The sequence below is a fragment of the Paraburkholderia guartelaensis genome (assembly GCF_004353905.1).
Taxonomy (GTDB): Bacteria; Pseudomonadota; Gammaproteobacteria; order Burkholderiales; family Burkholderiaceae; genus Paraburkholderia; species Paraburkholderia guartelaensis.
Genome location: NZ_SMOD01000080.1, coordinates 1 through 16316, shown reverse-complemented (window position 1 = coordinate 16316; position 16316 = coordinate 1). Strand labels below are relative to the sequence as shown.

At 60.5% G+C, this 16316-nt stretch carries 17 protein-coding genes and 2 pseudogenes; 9 read left to right on the top strand and 10 right to left on the bottom strand.

Translation table 11 applies throughout. From position 1 onward, the window contains the following. From E1N52_RS41750 to E1N52_RS41735, 4 genes and pseudogenes are all read right to left on the bottom strand, one after another. Positions 1 to 214 (bottom strand): annotated as a pseudogene (locus E1N52_RS41750) (IS21 family transposase); the annotation flags it as partial. 163 nt (positions 215 to 377) lie between these two features. Then, entirely contained in the window at positions 378 to 686 is a 309-nt protein-coding gene (locus E1N52_RS41745; protein ID WP_133190802.1) for a hypothetical protein, read from the bottom strand. A gap of 54 nt (positions 687 to 740) precedes the next feature. Next, positions 741 to 1568, bottom strand: a complete 828-nt coding sequence (locus tag E1N52_RS41740) for a DUF932 domain-containing protein (RefSeq protein ID WP_133190800.1) — start codon at positions 1566 to 1568, stop codon at positions 741 to 743. Positions 1569 to 1622: 54 nt separating this feature from the next. Further along, complete coding sequence (locus E1N52_RS41735) at positions 1623 to 2036, bottom strand: antirestriction protein (RefSeq protein ID WP_133190798.1); 414 nt, start codon at positions 2034 to 2036, stop codon at positions 1623 to 1625. Positions 2037 to 2856: 820 nt separating this feature from the next. Between E1N52_RS41735 and E1N52_RS44475 the strand changes: the two genes are divergently transcribed. Continuing rightward, positions 2857 to 2997, top strand: coding sequence for a hypothetical protein (locus E1N52_RS44475; RefSeq protein ID WP_165979576.1), 141 nt, complete (start codon positions 2857 to 2859; stop codon positions 2995 to 2997). Further along, a complete protein-coding gene (locus E1N52_RS41730) occupies positions 2994 to 3200 on the top strand; it encodes a hypothetical protein (protein ID WP_133190796.1) in 207 nt (68 codons plus the stop codon). The genes E1N52_RS44475 and E1N52_RS41730 overlap by 4 nt, the downstream gene beginning before the upstream one ends. A 336-nt stretch (positions 3201 to 3536) precedes the next feature. Here E1N52_RS41730 and E1N52_RS41725 read toward each other — a convergent pair whose 3' ends face one another. Further along, a complete protein-coding gene (locus E1N52_RS41725) occupies positions 3537 to 4061 on the bottom strand; it encodes a hypothetical protein (RefSeq protein WP_246089453.1) in 525 nt (174 codons plus the stop codon). A 338-nt stretch (positions 4062 to 4399) separates the two neighbouring features. Between E1N52_RS41725 and E1N52_RS41720 the strand changes: the two genes are divergently transcribed. From E1N52_RS41720 to E1N52_RS41705, 4 genes are all read left to right on the top strand, one after another. Further along, positions 4400 to 4654 (top strand): hypothetical protein, encoded by a 255-nt coding sequence (locus E1N52_RS41720; RefSeq protein ID WP_133190794.1) that lies wholly within the window; start codon positions 4400 to 4402, stop codon positions 4652 to 4654. Positions 4655 to 4657: 3 nt separating this feature from the next. Then, positions 4658 to 5023 (top strand): plasmid mobilization protein, encoded by a 366-nt coding sequence (locus E1N52_RS41715; protein ID WP_133190792.1) that lies wholly within the window; start codon positions 4658 to 4660, stop codon positions 5021 to 5023. Positions 5024 to 5347: 324 nt separating this feature from the next. Continuing rightward, a complete protein-coding gene (locus tag E1N52_RS41710; protein ID WP_133190790.1) occupies positions 5348 to 8368 on the top strand; it encodes an LPD7 domain-containing protein in 3021 nt (1006 codons plus the stop codon). Positions 8369 to 9081: 713 nt separating this feature from the next. Then, positions 9082 to 9435, top strand: a complete 354-nt coding sequence (locus E1N52_RS41705; RefSeq protein WP_133190788.1) for a hypothetical protein — start codon at positions 9082 to 9084, stop codon at positions 9433 to 9435. A gap of 416 nt (positions 9436 to 9851) precedes the next feature. Here the strand turns inward: E1N52_RS41705 and E1N52_RS41700 are convergent, their stop codons facing one another. Next, positions 9852 to 10193, bottom strand: a complete 342-nt coding sequence (locus tag E1N52_RS41700; RefSeq protein ID WP_133190786.1) for an H-NS histone family protein — start codon at positions 10191 to 10193, stop codon at positions 9852 to 9854. 603 nt (positions 10194 to 10796) lie between these two features. Here E1N52_RS41700 and E1N52_RS41695 point away from each other — a divergent pair. Both E1N52_RS41695 and E1N52_RS41690 read left to right on the top strand, forming a co-directional pair. Further along, entirely contained in the window at positions 10797 to 11444 is a 648-nt protein-coding gene (locus E1N52_RS41695) for an H-NS histone family protein (RefSeq protein ID WP_133190785.1), read from the top strand. 177 nt (positions 11445 to 11621) lie between these two features. Continuing rightward, positions 11622 to 11966, top strand: a complete 345-nt coding sequence (locus tag E1N52_RS41690) for a hypothetical protein (protein ID WP_133190783.1) — start codon at positions 11622 to 11624, stop codon at positions 11964 to 11966. Positions 11967 to 12030: 64 nt separating this feature from the next. Here the strand turns inward: E1N52_RS41690 and E1N52_RS41685 are convergent, their stop codons facing one another. Next, the gene (locus tag E1N52_RS41685; protein WP_133190781.1) at positions 12031 to 12222 is read right to left on the bottom strand and encodes a hypothetical protein; all 192 of its coding nucleotides are present in this window, start codon (positions 12220 to 12222) and stop codon (positions 12031 to 12033) included. Between the two features lie 348 nt (positions 12223 to 12570). Beyond that, a complete protein-coding gene (locus E1N52_RS41680; RefSeq protein WP_246089452.1) occupies positions 12571 to 13107 on the bottom strand; it encodes a hypothetical protein in 537 nt (178 codons plus the stop codon). 634 nt (positions 13108 to 13741) lie between these two features. On the opposite strand from E1N52_RS41680, the gene E1N52_RS41675 reads away from it, so the two are divergent. Beyond that, entirely contained in the window at positions 13742 to 14062 is a 321-nt protein-coding gene (locus E1N52_RS41675) for a hypothetical protein (protein WP_133190779.1), read from the top strand. A 247-nt stretch (positions 14063 to 14309) separates the two neighbouring features. Here E1N52_RS41675 and E1N52_RS41670 read toward each other — a convergent pair whose 3' ends face one another. Further along, positions 14310 to 15677, bottom strand: coding sequence for a hypothetical protein (locus E1N52_RS41670; RefSeq protein ID WP_133190777.1), 1368 nt, complete (start codon positions 15675 to 15677; stop codon positions 14310 to 14312). A gap of 390 nt (positions 15678 to 16067) precedes the next feature. Beyond that, a pseudogene (locus E1N52_RS41665) lies at positions 16068 to 16316 on the bottom strand (IS5/IS1182 family transposase); the annotation flags it as partial.

The window sequence follows — 16316 nt, the reverse complement described above, 5'->3', positions numbered from 1 at the left end:
CTGGCTTCGCCGCTTCCACGCGGCCCTGCAGATACGTCTTGAACGGCGCAAGTTTGCCCGGTACCGGCTGACGGGCCTTGCGTTGCGGCGGACCCGATTTCAGATACTTCCTGACTGTGTTAACTGCCATGCCGGTCTCGACTGCGATGTCCCGGAGGCTGTTTCCCTGGCGACGCAGAATCTCGATTTCCATGTACTCCTCGTAGCTGATCACGGGCCGCCCAAAAGGAGCAACCCTACAACGAGGTGTATCAATTCCTAACTGCGTTGCCGTATCAATTTACAACTGCGCGCGACAAAAGCAGTCCTGTTCATGGAAACCTCACACGCCCGCCCAGCCCTCGCGCGGGCGATGAATGTCAGTCGGTCAGAGAGCGTTACTGCAGACGACCCCGGCGCTCGATGTCCATTACAGCGGGTGCGGAAGGCGGCACGCGTTCGAAGTCAGCCAGGGCGCAGCGGGTGATAGCGCGCAACTCCTCACGTTGCGTATCGATTGCGTTGCCGTCGCGGTCCAGCATCTCGGCGATGCGCCTCAGTGCTTCGGCGGAGTGCGCCGCCGCGTCCGCCGACAGGGCCATGCGATACAGTTCGCCGCGAACCTGGCTTCTATCGCCGTACTGCCAGATGGCCAGTAGCGGCAGCAACGTGGCCAGCCAAGTAGGGCGCGTATTGAGCGTGTCCATGTGATTCCCCAGGATATCGCGATGGGCCCTGACCCGAGGGCCAGGGCCAGCCGGTTAGCCGCGCAGGCGGCGCAGTTCTTCAGCGAGGACCCACAGGGCACGGTTGAGGCGGATATTCTGGTCGATACCCGTCACGGCGCGAGTGGTGGTTGCCCTGCCGCTTGCATTGCGACCATGCAGCCCGCCACGGGTCATGCTTTCCTGCACGCGGTTGAAGGTCCTCCAGAGATCGGACCCACGGTCTTCGAAACGACGGGGCGCCAGAAGCTGCTGTTCCGTGACCGGTGCGGGCCTGTCATCGCCATACCGCAATGCGAGCGCTGCGCGGGCGAAGGCGGTCTGTTCGCCTTCATCGAGCACGGTTGCCTCCATGCCTTCACGCTGCTGTGTTTGCGCCTCGAAACTGTCGAGCACCTTGAAGGCACCGTCGATCACTTCGCCAATAACATCGCCCTTGTGCGGCACACGAATATCGCTAACGTTGTCCCCACAGACAATCCCGTTCTGACAGACGAAGCGGAACATTCCGGCGAGCATTTGATATTTCGAAGTGCCATCATGTGAATTGATCAAAATGATTTCGTTTGCTTCGCGACTACTGATCTGATCGGAATGGCGTAACCGAAGCAGGTGCTTTGTGAAAGCACGCCTTCCGTCGTCACGCACCCGTGTCTGACAGACCATGAAGGGCTGGAAATCTTTCTTGCGCAGGGCGTCGAGCACCTCGACTGTCGGAATGTAGCTGTAGCGCGACGAGCGGCTTTCGTGCGGGGCGTTAGCAAGAATCGAAGGCGCAACGCGCGCGATTTCATCATTCGTCAGTGGCCGGTCAGAGCGCAGGGCGACGGCGTTACGGCTGAAACGGCTGGCAAGCGTGTTCATGCTGTTCCCCTCCTATGAAGGAGTCACCCCGACCCGCAGGCCGGGGCCGGTTGATCAGTCAATAGCGCGGAGGATGTTCGCGGCTTCCACATGCTGTGCGGCATACTCACGCAACTGGTGATAGCGCTCGATGACGGTGTCGTCCTGGGTCCTTTCCGCGAGGTGGCAGAGGGCGAAGAGGGTAACGGTTATGCCGAATGCGTCCGCACCCATCATGTCGCTGTAACCGTTCATATGCCAGCGGACATGCACGCGTCCCTGATTGGACGGTGCCATGTAAAAACCATCGTTGGACAGCGTGAAGAAGTCCCAGTGACCGCCTTCGTAGCTGTGATCCAGACGCCCGGCCCAGTCATACACCAGCGACTCACCTTCGAAGTAATGGTGGCCGAGGTAGCGGGGCAGCACGTTCTGACGCAGTTCATCGGGAACAACAGCAGAAGCAATCTTGCGTTCAGTAGTACTCACGGTATCTCTCCGGTTATTGCCATCGCGATGTGCGAGGCACAGAATCAATTATAGTTTCTTACGGGCAGTATGAAAGTAAATTCAGTTTGTTATTTTAAATTAATAAGCAATACCAATTAAAAATTATAAATCATTTTATGCGAGATGCGCAACGCGTAGATATTGGAGTTCATATTATTTTGAATATGCATCGCACATCGCGATGGCAATAACCGGAAAAATGTCAGAGTGAAAGACGTACGAATCAACCAGGCAGAACCACGCACCGAAACGAGCATCGAGACCAAAGCGCGCATTGAATACGTTCCGCACTCCCGGCTGTGTCCGTCGCCGCTCAATGTGCGAAAAATGCAGTCAACAAGTATCGAATCGCTCGCTGAGACTATCTACGAGCAGGGCCTAATTCAGAACAACGGTCGTGCACGAAATGAAGAGCCGAGCGAAGCTCCCGAAGTTTGGCGTCTGTGCGGGCCAGCGCCGTGAAGCTGCATCTGCTGTTTGCACAAGGGCGCATCACGAAGGATCACCCAGCGCCCGTGTTGATCTTCAGCGAAAGCGACGCGGTGGCCGCGTCGCTGATTGAGAACCGCGAATGCGAGATATATGCATCGCGGACGGGTGTGTAGCCTTCCCGCTGCTGACGCCAGAGGAAAACACTATGGGGCACATTGCTGCGATGTGCAGGATTACGATGTCGCCGTGCGCCGCGCGCTGAAAATCGCGAATCTCGCGCCATCATTGCTCAAGCTGCTATGCGATGAACGGCTCGACTACGAGTTGGCGAAAGTGCCGGCACGGCAGACGATCACGCGGCGCAGGAATGAGTACCCTCAACGTGGATTTCACGCACTACTGGAAGCTGACGCGCACAGCGTACTTCGAGCATGTGTCGAAAGCCAGAATTGAGGCAGTAGTCAGCGAAGCCGTAGAGCCGCAGGTTCCGGCGAACTTCGCGGCATGAAGAAGGACGATGCGGCGGCGGCTGAGCTTCGCGTGACGGACTCGGGCTGGTTGCCGGACTTGCTGCGAAACCGCGAGGTGCCGAAGCAAGTCAGCTACGGATATCGGGACAATGACGATGAAGAAGCCGATGCGGACCCCGAAACGGGCGCAACGGGCGACCCGGTTTCACGTGACCCGCAGCAGGAAGCTGAAGCCGCCTAAGCGATGCCACCTTGCCTAAGTACTGCTTTTGTCTCCGGAACCGTCCAGGCGTGAGCCAGGGCGGTTCTTTCTCTTTCAGTGCGTAAAAGTCGCTTGTCCCGGAGCGGCTCGCGGAGGCACCGCGAATCAGCTTCGACCTGAACGGCAGGCGTAGCAGGTTAGGGAAGCACGAATTCGCCGACGATCGACCTCCGCCCCTTTTTGCAATTCAACCCGGGACGCATCGCGACCGCCGAGGTACAGCGCGCGGCGCGCGCCCGTATGCAGGGCTATGGGACCCGCGCGGGACGCGTGGGGAGCGGGCCGACCCGGCGCAGCGCGGCGGGGCAATACGGTTCAGCGCCTGGGCGGCCCGCCGTACCTGCGCGCAATTTCGTCGAGTCCGGCACTGGAAATCGACGGCTGGTCGTATTGCTGCGCTTCGAGCTTGATCAGCTGCATGCGCGACAGGTGCGGGTTCTCAGCGGCGAGTTCATCGAGCGTCCTGATGCCTGCGCGAGGTGAGGAAGTGGCTGGCGTGGACGAGTGCGGCGCGTGGGCTCCCCGCATAACACGGGCGGAGGGTGCCGGGGCGGGGACGGGCGATGCAGCGCGATTGAGGGGCGCATGGGTGCGGTTCGGTGCGCGTCGGCCCAGGCGTTTGCGGATGCGGTGCAGCGCGTTGTCGAAAACGGGGAGAGTCATGGTGAGGCCGCGCTTTTGCAGGCGGGCGTGGAGTTCGCGCCTGGAGACACCGCGTGCCATGGCCGCATCGATCTGCTCGATCAAATCGGCCAGCTGCGCGGTTTCGGAGCGCGCCGTGCTGGTTGCGGGTGCATCAAGCAGGTCTTCGACAACGGCGGGGAGGTCAGTGAGCGGCATGGCGAGGTCCGCGGAGAGTCAACGCAGACCGATGGTGCTACAAAAGTGCTAAATAGTCAAAAATGCGTGATGAGTAAACGCTTTAAACTAGCTTTAGTTATGCGAATTGATGCTTGAAACCTGCAATATGGCTGCTACAGTGTTTGCTACAGAGCAGGGAAGCGAGGCACGTCGAATATGTTTACGCAACGCTACGCGTTCCATAAAATATTGCGTGCCAAAGGGGCCAAGCCCCTTTGAAACCCCGATGCGGACTACTGCGCCGCATCCATCGAGTCGACGGAATTGCCGTCAACACTCAGCACTGCCAGGTATGCGCAGTGCATAAGGAGGCATCCATGATTCCGACCAGTGAATGGGTGATCCAGCTTGTCATCCGGTCGAAAGCGGATAGACACAACGGTCGGTCGCACTACCTGCCGTGGGCGGGTTACTCGCGGCCCATGACGGGCGACCAGGCAATGTCCGTTCTGGGCGAATGCGAGGTGCTTTGGCCAGCCTATGAATTCCGCGCGCATACGATCAACGGCGACGAGACGCGGTTCACCTTGCCAGGGCAGTCGGCAGACTGGACGCATCCAGCGGGGCTATAGACGATGCCACGCAAGAAAGGTAACGATGGGGCAGGGCTGGGCAAACCGATCGCATTCCGGTTGTCGGAGGCGGACCGCGCGGCCTATCTGGAAAAGGTGACGCTAAGCGGGCTGACGCAATCGGAGTTTTTCCGTCAGGCAGTGCTCACGAACCGCACGCGGGTGATTGCGCGGCCAGTGGACAGCGTGGAGCGCAGGCGACTGCTGTATATCTTCAACAGGACCAGCCAAAACCTGAACCAGATCGCACGCCGGGCGAACTCGGACCACACAAGCGGTACGTTATCCGAAGCAACCTACGAGCAGTTGCTGAACCAGATCCAGATGATCTCCCGGTATCTGAAGGCTACGCTTGCGAAGGTCGACTAGGGAAAGGAGAGGCCGATGAAGGAACCGCCTGTCCGCCACACGGACGCAACCGGGAACGGTGCAGCGGTGCCCGTGCCTGCGGGACATCCGCGCGCTTGTGTAAACGTGCGGGCAGCAAAGACTGTCATGCATTTCGAGACGCGCCTGTACCTGTCAATGCGCGCCCGCGAGTATGGCCCGGTGATGCACGCTGGTTGCAGTGCGGTCCGTGCGATGCTCAATGCGCGCCGCCGTGTAGTGCTGGCGCAAATCTCTATCGGACCCGGTTTCCGGGTATCGCTTCCGGGGCTGGCGCGGCAAGAGCCGCGGACAGGGGCGTGACCCATGCTCATCCGGGTACGCGGTTATCACGACGGCATCAAGGCCTATCTGGAGAAGGGCCAGAAGCAGGACCGCGAGTTCGAGCGCGACGAGCTGGACGAACGCGTGATACTCGCAGGGGACCTTGATCTGACCAACAGCATCATCCAGTCGATCGACACGGAGGCGGAGCGCTATATCAATGTCACGCTATCGTTCAAGGAAGACGAGGTGTCGCGCGAGCTGCTAGGTGAGATTGTCCGCGAGTTCGAGGCGTTCGCATTTGCCGCCTACCAGTCGGACGAATACAACTTCTACGCCGAGGCGCACGTGCCCCGGCTCAAGAGCTACGCGGACCGGCGCAGCGGCGAGTTTGTCGAGCGGAAGGTCCACGTGCACGTGGTGATTCCGGAAGTCAACCTGCTGACCGGGCGCCGACTTTATCCGTTTGGGAAGGTCGATCATAACGAGCGGTTTCTGGAGGCGTTCCAGGAGCACATCAACGCGAAGTACGGGTTCGCCAGTCCGAAGGACAACCGGCGCGTGCACTTCACGGATGCGTCCGAGATGATCAGCCGTTACAAGGGTGACGTGTTCGCGCCGATGAACCGCGAGCTGAAGGCCGCAATCCTCGATGCCGTACTGTCGCGCGATGTGACGCATTTTGAGGACTTTCGCGTCATGCTCACGGAGTTCGGCGAGACACGCATGCGCAATGCGGGCCGTGAAACCGAATATGAAAACGTGAAGCCTGCGGGCGCAGCGAAAGGCGTGAACCTGAAGGAGTTTGTCTTTTCGCGCGCGTTCATCGAACTCGATGTTACGGGCAAGCGCGAAGCCCTCGATCGCAATGTTCACGCGGAGTACTTCGAACCCGGCATGCCACACGCGACCCCTCGGGCGTATCTCGATGCCCTTGCCGAGTGGAACGATACGCGCGCCAGGGAGATCAAGTATCTCAATAGCGGCAGCAGTTTCTACAAAACGTATCAGGCGGCGTCGCCGGCGGAACAGCGGCGCATTCTGGAACACCGGGAAATGCGGTTCTATGACGCAGCAGGAGGAATCGATGAGCGACTACGACGAAACGATGGTGGACCCGGAGACTGGCGAGACTGGAGGCAGCCGCGCTGGCACGAGCCGGAGCGCGCGCAGCACGAACTCCGGGGCCGGTGGCGACGCGGAGCGGATCACGACCTTGACGCTGGCTTCGATCGACCCCGCGCGCCGGCCCGAGCCCCATACCGTGTGCGAGGTGTGCCCGGCGGCGGTGTGGATGGCAACGCCACGCGACCTCAAATGCTTCTGCCGGCTGATGCATTACTGGAGCTGGGAAACCAGCAAGCCGACCGAATTGACGCATTGCGATGGTCTGGCGATCGCGAGCGAACGGGAGGAGAACAGCTAGACCCACGGCATACGCTGCTGAACGCAATTGCTGCGCGTATGTACGAGAGGTGGGACACGGCCGACGACGCGGGGCGGGCCCGGATGGCCGCAACGGCCGCCGACAAGTTCGCGCGTGACGGCGGACTATTCGGCCCGCGTGAAGCGTACGGTCTGAACCGGGCGCCCGGCGGTGGCCGTGCGCCGGCGGAATTCGGTCCGCGGGACGAGGTCTGCAGCCTGGCTGATGTCCAGTCGCTCGATGCGATCGAATCGATGCCCTTTGAGACTACTGTTGCTGCTGACACGGGCGCGGCCACGGTCTTCAATGCACGTGCGCGGGCCGCAACGGGCCGGGAGGCCGATACGGTTCGCGACCAGTTCGCGCGTGATCTCGTGGAGGCGCGCGCTGTTCGCGACGCCCGTGAGCGGTCCGGGTTTGCAGAAATCCGGATGACCCTCGATGCTTGCCGGCTGCTTGCCGCACTCGCGCATTCTCACGGGCTGATTGTCGAGAAGTACAGCATCGGTAAAGGTGCGGACGGCGGTGACCGCATCCGGGCTGGCTCACGCAATCTCAATGTGTCGGATTTCCTCACGAAGGAGATGAATCTCTCGTGGGCCGAGGCGGCGCAACTGCTGCGCGACGTGTACCGGGCGCAGACAGGGCGCAGTCCCGAACATGCGCCACGTCGTTCACCTGAGCCGGATCTGTGGGCCGGGTTCCAGCATTGGCGCACGATCTATCGCGCCGGCCTTCGTCGCGCCTGGGATGAACAGATGCAGCACGAGAAGGCGCGGCGTGGCGAGATCAAGGCAACGTTCTACAGCGTACGCAACCGGCTTGCGGACCGTGCGGATCTGCGATCGTCGGAGCGCCCGGAGCAGCTCTCGGCCGCCCGCGTGACCCGCCTCGAGGCTGAGGCCATGCTGCGTGCTCGTATCGCACAGGAGCGTGACGCGCTCAAGCGGGCTGGAGACCGGCCGATAAGTGACCAGTACCGGGATTTCCTTCAGGAGCGCGCACAGGGTGGCGACGAACGTGCGTTACGTGAACTGCGCCGGATGCAGCAGGTGCGGCTGCGGATCCAGCGTCCTGACGGCGAGCGGTCGGTCGTTTTCAGTGCGCCATCGCGTGACGTGGACGCGGTAACGTCCGGTCGCAACGAGATCATCTACAGCGGCCCTTCAATCACCTACGAGGTTCTGGCAACTGGAGAGATCGAGTACCGCCGGGACGGTGCGGCGTTTCTCGTCGACGAGGGTCGTACGCTGCGCTTGTGGGACGGCGAGCGGCAGGCGCTTGAGCTTGCACTGCGCCTGGCACAGCAGAAGTTCGGCTCGATGCTGTCGCTAAGCGGGCCGGAAGTCTTCAGGACAGCCGCCGCGCGCGCCGCGGCTGAGCTGCGAATGCGCGTCACGTTCGAACAGCCGGAGCTGGAGAGCATCCGGGAGTTGCGGAGCGCCGAGCTTGATGCCGAGGCACAGGACCGCAGGACGGCGCAGCGTGAGCGCGCGGCCTGGGAGCGTGACGAACTGCGCGATATCGTGCGTCGACCGCATCCGCCCGTCGTCGGCGATACGCCCCGTGCGGACCAGGATAACGAGTCGCCGGCTGATGGCGAAGCGCCGGACGGCGGACCAGAGACTGAGCGATGAATTGCTTCTCTTCGGAAAACCGGATGAATCTGCGGCAACAGGGGAGGCTCCGTTGTTCCCTGGGTGTCGCTTCCGCGCACCCAGCGAGGCGGTCCCCTGCAGATAGTTCAACCGTCGTGCTTCGGGAAGTGCGGCGCCGTTGAAATCCCTGCCCGTATGCGCCGGTGACATGGGGCGGCTATTTGCGCCCGTTGTCGCCCTCATTGCAATCTCCGTAGCTGGTGCGGTAGCGAATCAGCGAATCGTGTTCAGATAGCTCCCGTCGTATCGGTACAGCGTCGCGATCCCGGGGGCGTCCATCGCCTTGGACGCTTCCGCAGCGACGACACGACCTTTCTGCACCTCGGGGTCTTCGGTGTCGTCACGGTGATCGTACTCCTAAGCGATACCAGGAAAAATCTGGGCGATGGCGGTAGCCCATGTGTTGAACAACCCGCATACGGCGATGCTTTTCCTGACCGTGACCATGGGCGCACTTTCTATTCGGCACTTGAGTGTGCAATGCTCTTTCCGCTGCCTGCCTGAATCGGCAAAGGATTCGTTTATCGGGGAGCACGCCCGGTGCAAACTGACCGGAAGCGCGCTGAAGTGGCGTACGCCATCATGGAGTCTGCCTTGGGGCGTCCAGCGGATCCTGTAACATTCGTGCGAGCAAACATATCGTTGGGGGCGGTAATGAAGGGCGTAAGCATTCTGCCCGGGAAAAACGCACCGTGAGCGCACACGCAAACGCCGAGATTCTGCTCGCGTGGCTTGGTGAGCATGCTGTCGCGACAGTGAGCGAAATCGCGGCTTCCGGGCTGATGAGTTCGCGCACGGCGTCTGATGCGATCCAGTACGCCCTGCGCAATGGCGCACTCGAGCGCATCGCCCGCACAGGCGTAAGTGCGAAAGAACGGGTGCGCTACCGGTTAACGGGGATCGCATTGCCCGTGCCCCGAACGCAAGGCCAACCCTCTTTCGATGGTTTGCTGGAAGCCTGGGGCATTGCGCTCAAGCCGATTCATCTTGCAATGGTTAATTCGTGGACGCACCAGGTTTCGGATAGCGTGCAGGAAGAGGAGTAGGGAAGCTGCTATCAGCGCAGGCGTCGCGTCAACTGACGGAAAATGCGCGCGTTGAGCCACGCCGTTCAGCAGGCTTGTTGATCTGGGATCTTTTTCACTGCTGGAGCGCGAAGTACTCGCGTCGCTGGAGGCAGAAGCTCATCCGGAGGGCATACTGGACATGCCGCGAATGCCGGAAGGAGCTAGATAGCCGCGTGATGACCGCCCGGTTTCGTTAGATAGGCACGACCGACTGCCCTGGCGACGATTGAACGACTGCTGGTACCGCGTCCGCTCACCGCATCTGGTAATCCTGTTTAAGTGGCTCGGCGACCCGTGGGGTCTCTTGCGCAACCTGAGTGCGGGGCACCGGCTGACGAACCGAAGCGTACGTCCAGGCGGAGAGTGTCTGCTTTTTCTACTCTCATTCTCCTTTCTCAGGTGGCTTCAATGTCCTCTGTCCTGACAGTGGCGAGCCTCGTTCCAGCAAACGGGTCATTGCGCCAGTCGGTGCCGGTGCGTTTGCCTGATTCCCGTGTCGATGCCGAATCAATTGCAAAATGTTCAAGAGACTGGCCGGCACTGATTGCCTGAACCACCCACTGCGGCGGGGGGCCTTTGCCATCCCACGTGTTCCCTGAAGCGTCGCGGAACCGCACCGCCCGCAACCGCTCCTGGTCGGCCGCCAGTGAAGCGGCGATGTCTTCGGGCTCGATTCCAAGCTCGGCCATCCGTCGCCTCAAATAGGCCACGATGCTTTCGCGTTTTCTTTCATCCATGTGGTATTCCCCGCGCAACAATCTGTCGTTGAATTAATTGATTGCAAATCGCGTGCCGCCAGGACTCCATGCGACTCAATGGCGTCCGTGCTGTGACAGCGAAGAGAACAGGGTATTTTCGAATCAAGTTTTTCTGGGGGCAGCGTGCGACAGGCGTCGCGGCTGGCAGTCAGCTTCCCTACAAGTATAAGTCAACCCGTAGGCGATGCCAGGTTGCCTGTGCGCCTTGAGTCATCTTTTGTCGCACCTGCGATTCTCTTTGTGGGACAAACAGGAGTATCGTTCGCACGATCGACGACGCATGGGTACATGTCTGGACAATAGAGAATTGAGGGTTTTGCTGCAAGTCAGCATTTGAATGGAAAACGCAGCGGTTCCGGTACGCGCAGACAACTCATGCGTGAGTTAATTTTTAATCTCCTGTTCATTCAAACTGCTGCATACCGAACATGCAATTTGCACGAGCGAACTGAAAAGGTCATAATTGCGACCGCGACGATCGCGTCAATTCTGACGGGCAGACCGAACTTCGAAGTGCCTGGGAACCAAGCCAGGGAAGTTCCAGGATCGCATGAACGGTAAACCCCACAGCGAGGAATAGAAATGGTTACCCTGGACGCAATCAATTCGAAAATTGCCAAACTGCAGAAGCAGGCGGCAACGATTGCCGAAAAGCAGTCGTCGGTGGGCCTGACGAAAATCCGTGACCTGATGCAAAAGCACGGACTGACTGTCGCCGATATCGAAGGCTTTGTTGCAAAGCGACGCGGTCGCAAACCTGGGACGACGCTGGCAAAGGCCGCAGCAAAAGCCCCGGGTGCGGTCGTGCATCACGTCGCGCCGAAATACGCGGATCCGAAAACGGGCGCGACGTGGTCGGGCCGTGGTCTGGCGCCGCTCTGGATTCGCGACGTTAAGGATCGTTCGAAATTCCTGATTGAAGCTGGTGCAACGGCGAAGACTGCCGGCGCAAAGGCAGCGCCTGCCAGGAAGGCATCTGCGAAAAAGGCTGCTGCGAAAAAGGTAGCTGCGAAGAAGGCAGGCGCAAAGCGTGTCGTGGCCAGGAAGGCGGCGAAGACGGCAGCCGCTACGAAAAAGGCTGGCCGGGCAACAGCGGCGCCGGCAAAGGGTGTGCGTGGGCGCAAGGCCGCAGCGCCCGCGAAAAAGGCATCGGCGCCGCGCAAGGTCGCGGCCAGAAAGGCACCGGCCGCAGTTGAGGCTGCTGCCACGCCTGAAGTCGCTGCAGCGTAAAGGACAACGGCGGTAACGGGCGATCCAGTCGTAGCTGGCGGAGCGACATGCTGGCCACGCCGCATTCGCGGCCCGCTACGACTGATCACTCAGGTCGCTTCGCGCGTCGCCTCAATGAGAGCGGCGCCATGTTTGTACATCAGGAAGTGCGGACACAGAGCCGCGTGCCGTCAACCCATGGGTTACCGTTTCGAACTTGTCTCTCTCGCGTTGCCAGTTGACCGTCCACCCGAGTCGGTTCCTCCGGCGGTTGGTCGGCTGATCGCGGCCGCATGGAATGGCATGAGCCGCGCGCAGCTCGTGGACCGTGCCCGTCGGCTCGACATGCGTGCGTCACTGCGCGTGCAGCCCGGTATCGGACCGGATGGGCTGACGCAGTTCAGGCTCACGCTCAGTTTTGAGAACGGAAGCTTTGAGCTGATCGCCCATGTACGCCGTGTCATTCGCCGCCGCACGGGCGCGCGACGCCAGAAGCCGTCATTGCCTCCAGCACGCGATATCAGGCAACAGAGCCTTTTCTGAGTGTTGCCGAGGCTGGGCAACAACGCCTGTCGACACCCAGGCATCACCGCTGAAAAGAAGCCCGCTAGAGAATCCTGAGATTGCGAATCTTTCCGATTGCCGGTGAGCGTTCGACGATCAGGTTCGCGATGAATTCAGGCAGCAGGGCGCGCGGCACGTTCGCGGGGATATCGTTCACGAGCTGCGAAGGCACCTGAACGATGAATTCCTCCGGCGCAGTGGCGAGACTATGTTCGTACGCGACGCGGATTTCCATGCTGTTATCTTTCGGAGATGTGGTTGCCGGGAGTGCATGCAATGTGCGCAGGGCTATGCAGGGTTGTGGACTCAGTGTAGCGCGCGATACACCTGTCGTTGTTTGTTGTAAGCGCTTGCGCGCTTCTGCCGACCATCGCAGGCTGCACCGCCCGCGACTCCATTTCCCTGCAATGCAAGCCCGGCGGTTTGGTCCCCGTCTATGGGACCTGGTTACCATCTGATGCCGGAATATCTGTGTGACGTTTGTGCGAGCCTCCCTCACGTCCGCACGTCCTTGTTCACCGGCGGCCTTTAATGCACATGAGCAGACTGATGTGCGATTGCGCGACGGGGCGTGTTGACGACGTTATCGTGCAAACTGGAGATGACTGTCGTTGGTGCGGGTGTCGCGCGCGACCATACCGACCAGCTTTCCGAGGTAATCGCTCGCCCTGAGTACGATCTCCATTCGGGTCGCGCTGAGCGCGCGGTCGTATTCATTTACCACGGCGGTGAGACCGTCAGTCAACGATTCAGGCACATTCCAGACGCCAGTGCGGTCTGCCTGATTGAGCACCTCTCCGAGTCCACGCTCAACGCATTCGATTTCAGCGATATCGAGCTGCCCATGTCCCGCCCGGGTGATGAAGCTCGTGATGATGATGATCTGCGAGAGGAGATTGACCAGCGAGCGGTCCGCTTCTCCGCTGCGCAGACGCTCGAGCGCAATCCGTGCACGCAGCGCAAGATCCGAGGATTCCTTGCGGGGCATGGGAAGAAAGAGCGATTTTGCATGCGCACTGGCAGACGGACGACGCGGGGAACGGTAGTTCTTGTTTGACATGTTCGACAGCGGGCGAATGGATTTCGGGTTCGCATATTGGGACGCTTCACTGCGGGGCAAGAGCACCCGTCAAAATTTGTCCCTGTCTCGCGGTTCGTCGCGTTTTCTGTGTGGTCGCCTTTCGATGCCTGGCTGCAGCCTTGTTGCGAAACCGCCCATAAACGCGACTAACTGTCCGCGCGCCGCGACTCCGGCAAGCGCCTGACGGCGACCTCCGCTTTCCTGCATTGGCGGCACTCCCCAAGGAACCGCTGGAAAGTCGGAGCAGACAGAGGGGTATTGCTGCCCGGGTCAGGACGAAAACAACTGTGCCTTCCTCGCGCTGATTGCGCAGACGGAGCGGGAGTCTGTCGGCGAACTGACATTCGGGATGGGAGGCGCAGAACCGGATCGGTCGAGGACCTTGAAGACACGCGGAAAAGATCGGCTGATTCACTTTGAAACGAGCTTCGGCCCGTCAAATGGTGTCGCGGGCCGTATCACCCGCGCCGACCTTCCAGGAATGCTACGCGGGTGCGATTCCGCTGCTCAACCGACATTGGAACAACGGACCCGGTGAGTAGTGAGCGATGAGCTGACGCTAGAATAGCCGTCCTGGAAGCCGTAGCCGCCTGTGACGCATCCGCCTGACCCGCGGAAGCAGGGCGCTTGATACCGCAGGTCCGCGGCGCAGGGATTGTGGGAGCTAAAGCAGATGAACGATGAACTAAGGGCGAAGATTGGTGCTGTCGCGGGCAAGCTCGTGCAGGAAGCGATGACGACCGGACTCACGTGGGAAGAGATCGTCGCCGCTTTTGGCGTTGCCGCAAAGGCGACTGCCCAGGCTGCCGCGAGTGCGGGCGATGCGCCGGAACATGAATGCGTTGCACGCGCGCGTAGCTGTCTGGAAGATGCCTTCGCGCAGGACGTCCACGTCGTCATTGCGGATGGCGGTGCGCCAAAGGGCGACGCCGAAGCCGACGAGAATCCGCTGCTGGCAACTGCCCGCCGTCGTCACATGTCCAGACTCCATTGAATGGCAGGCGAACTCTGCGCCGCGGATAACCTGGCACACGCTGTTCAGTATGCCAAGGAAAACCCGGGAGCAAAATCCAGTCTCCGCCATCCCGGCAGCGTCAGGTGATTGACCTCTCCGGTCAGCCCGGCGATGCAGGTCGGTGGCAAGTCGACCTGACACAGCGCAATTTTTTGCGTAGCGTGACCTGGTCACCTCGATGCGCTTTGTGCGGCATGGCGCGGGGAGCCTGGCACGCTATACCGGCTCATAGCAGGATCGCCTGCTGCAGCAGTTCCAGCGCTTTCAGTTCGTCCAGGCGACCCGTGCGTGCCTTGCCTGCCAGCGTCTTGATCAAGGCTTCCGCTATTGGCTCTATACCGTGGAGGTTGTCCAGACTCGTCACGGAAGCGGGCGCTGCCGGGTTTCGCTGCGGTACTGCGGACGCGGCGAGCGACTCTGGGGTTGCCCGTGTAGCTGCCGGCGCCCCGTCACGACCTTCTTCAGGCAGGTGACCGGTAACGTCGTCGGGAAAGCCATTGACATGATCTTGCGCGCTGATCACGATCGCCTCTTTCTCTCCTGCGACATCCGCCGAAACAGTTGAGCTTTCTGGATCGCTCGCCCGCGCGCGCCGTGCACGCGCCTTCTTGCCTGCGGCCTTCACTGGCATATCGTCGTTCGTTGCGGGCGCAAGCGATTCGGGCTGTTGAGCGGATACACGTCCGCGCGAAGCAGGCGCAAGCAGTTGCGACACCGACGCGGGAATCTCGGCTTCGGAGCGCGGGGTGTCCAGCCAGCCAGCTGGCAAGCCGAGCCGTTCCGTGAACCGGTTGGCTTCGACCGTGTCCATGCGCTTCTTGCCGTGGAGCCGGTGGGCCATGTTGGAGCCACTCAACTCCATAACCACACCCAGTCTTGCTTTCGATCCGTTGCGACTCGTGAGAACGTGGAGGTTGGCGCGCCGGATGTTTTCTACGTCGGCGCCATCGTTGAGTGCCAGCGACTGCTGCTGGGCCGTTTCAGGAGACGTCCTGGATTCCGAACGCGAAGCCTTTCGCGGCGTACGAGCTTCGGGCTGTCCAGCCGTTTTGCCTGGACTGGTCTTGACGGCCCTGGGTGTACCGCCGGTTGCTTTCCTGGGCATTTGCGCTTCCTCGGACAAACTGTCTTCAAGAGATGGTTGCGGGTCAACGGTCAGGGCAGAAGCCGGCTTAAGTGCTTCGGACTCGCCGTCTTGTCTGTCTTCTGTGTGAATGAAGTCGAGTGGTGACTTCAGCCGGGCGATGGTCTCGGCTGTAAGCCCAGGATTGGGCTGGTCAAAAAAACCATGCGGCAACCCGAGCGTCGTTTCCATATGAAAGGCGGTCTCAGGCGTGAACCTTTCGCCCTTTAGCAGTTCGGCCACGCGCGTCATGGTGGACTCAAGGGCGATGGCGATATTTTCCGCGCCCACTGCGTTGACGAGAAACTGGAACGACCGTGTCTTGAAAACGGAGGCCGTCTGTGTGGAGTCCTGGACAGCCGCCTTCACATACGGTTGTCTCGGCCGGTTGGACTGAGGCTTCTTTTCGTGGCGAGGTTGGCGTTGGCCGCTGTCGCGGGATCCCGCATATCGCCCGCGGGCTTGATTCATAAAATAGGGCTCCATGCGATCGTTGGTGTCCGGCAGCTGTTTATTATAGACGGGGCGATGCTGGTATTTGATGCGTCATTCGCTCCATGACGCGTAAAGGTACGCCTAGGTGAGGGTGGCCGGCTCCTTAAAGTACTGATTCTCGGTGAATCCACATAAAATAAAGAGGATGACGAATGAAGTTGCGTAGAAATTTCAGGTAACCATTCATGGACCCGCGATGGATCCGGCACCCTGGTCAACTGCGCCGACGGCAAGCCGATATCCCTTACAAGGCAGGGCGTGGCATTCTGTGATTATCACAGGAATCGGCGCTTCGGCGAATGGAGCGGGGGCTCTACAGAGTCGCCCCTGAACAATTCGTTTTGGCCGTCATCGGCAACATCGGCGTCAGCGGGCGGATGCTCTCTGATCGACAGCGAAGAACAGGGCGATGAGAACAAGGGCGTAAAAAAGCCGCAGCTTCCTCAGGATCATCCGCAGGTTGTGACCGGCGCCGCATAGCACAGCGTGCATCGCGTCACCGAGCGCTCCCTTCAGCCAGTTCCGATCGAGTTTGCCATCTGTCTTCATGTGGCCGATGGCTGGCTCGATCGCACTGCGCCGTCTGATCATCGCTCGTAGTCTCCGCGTGATGCC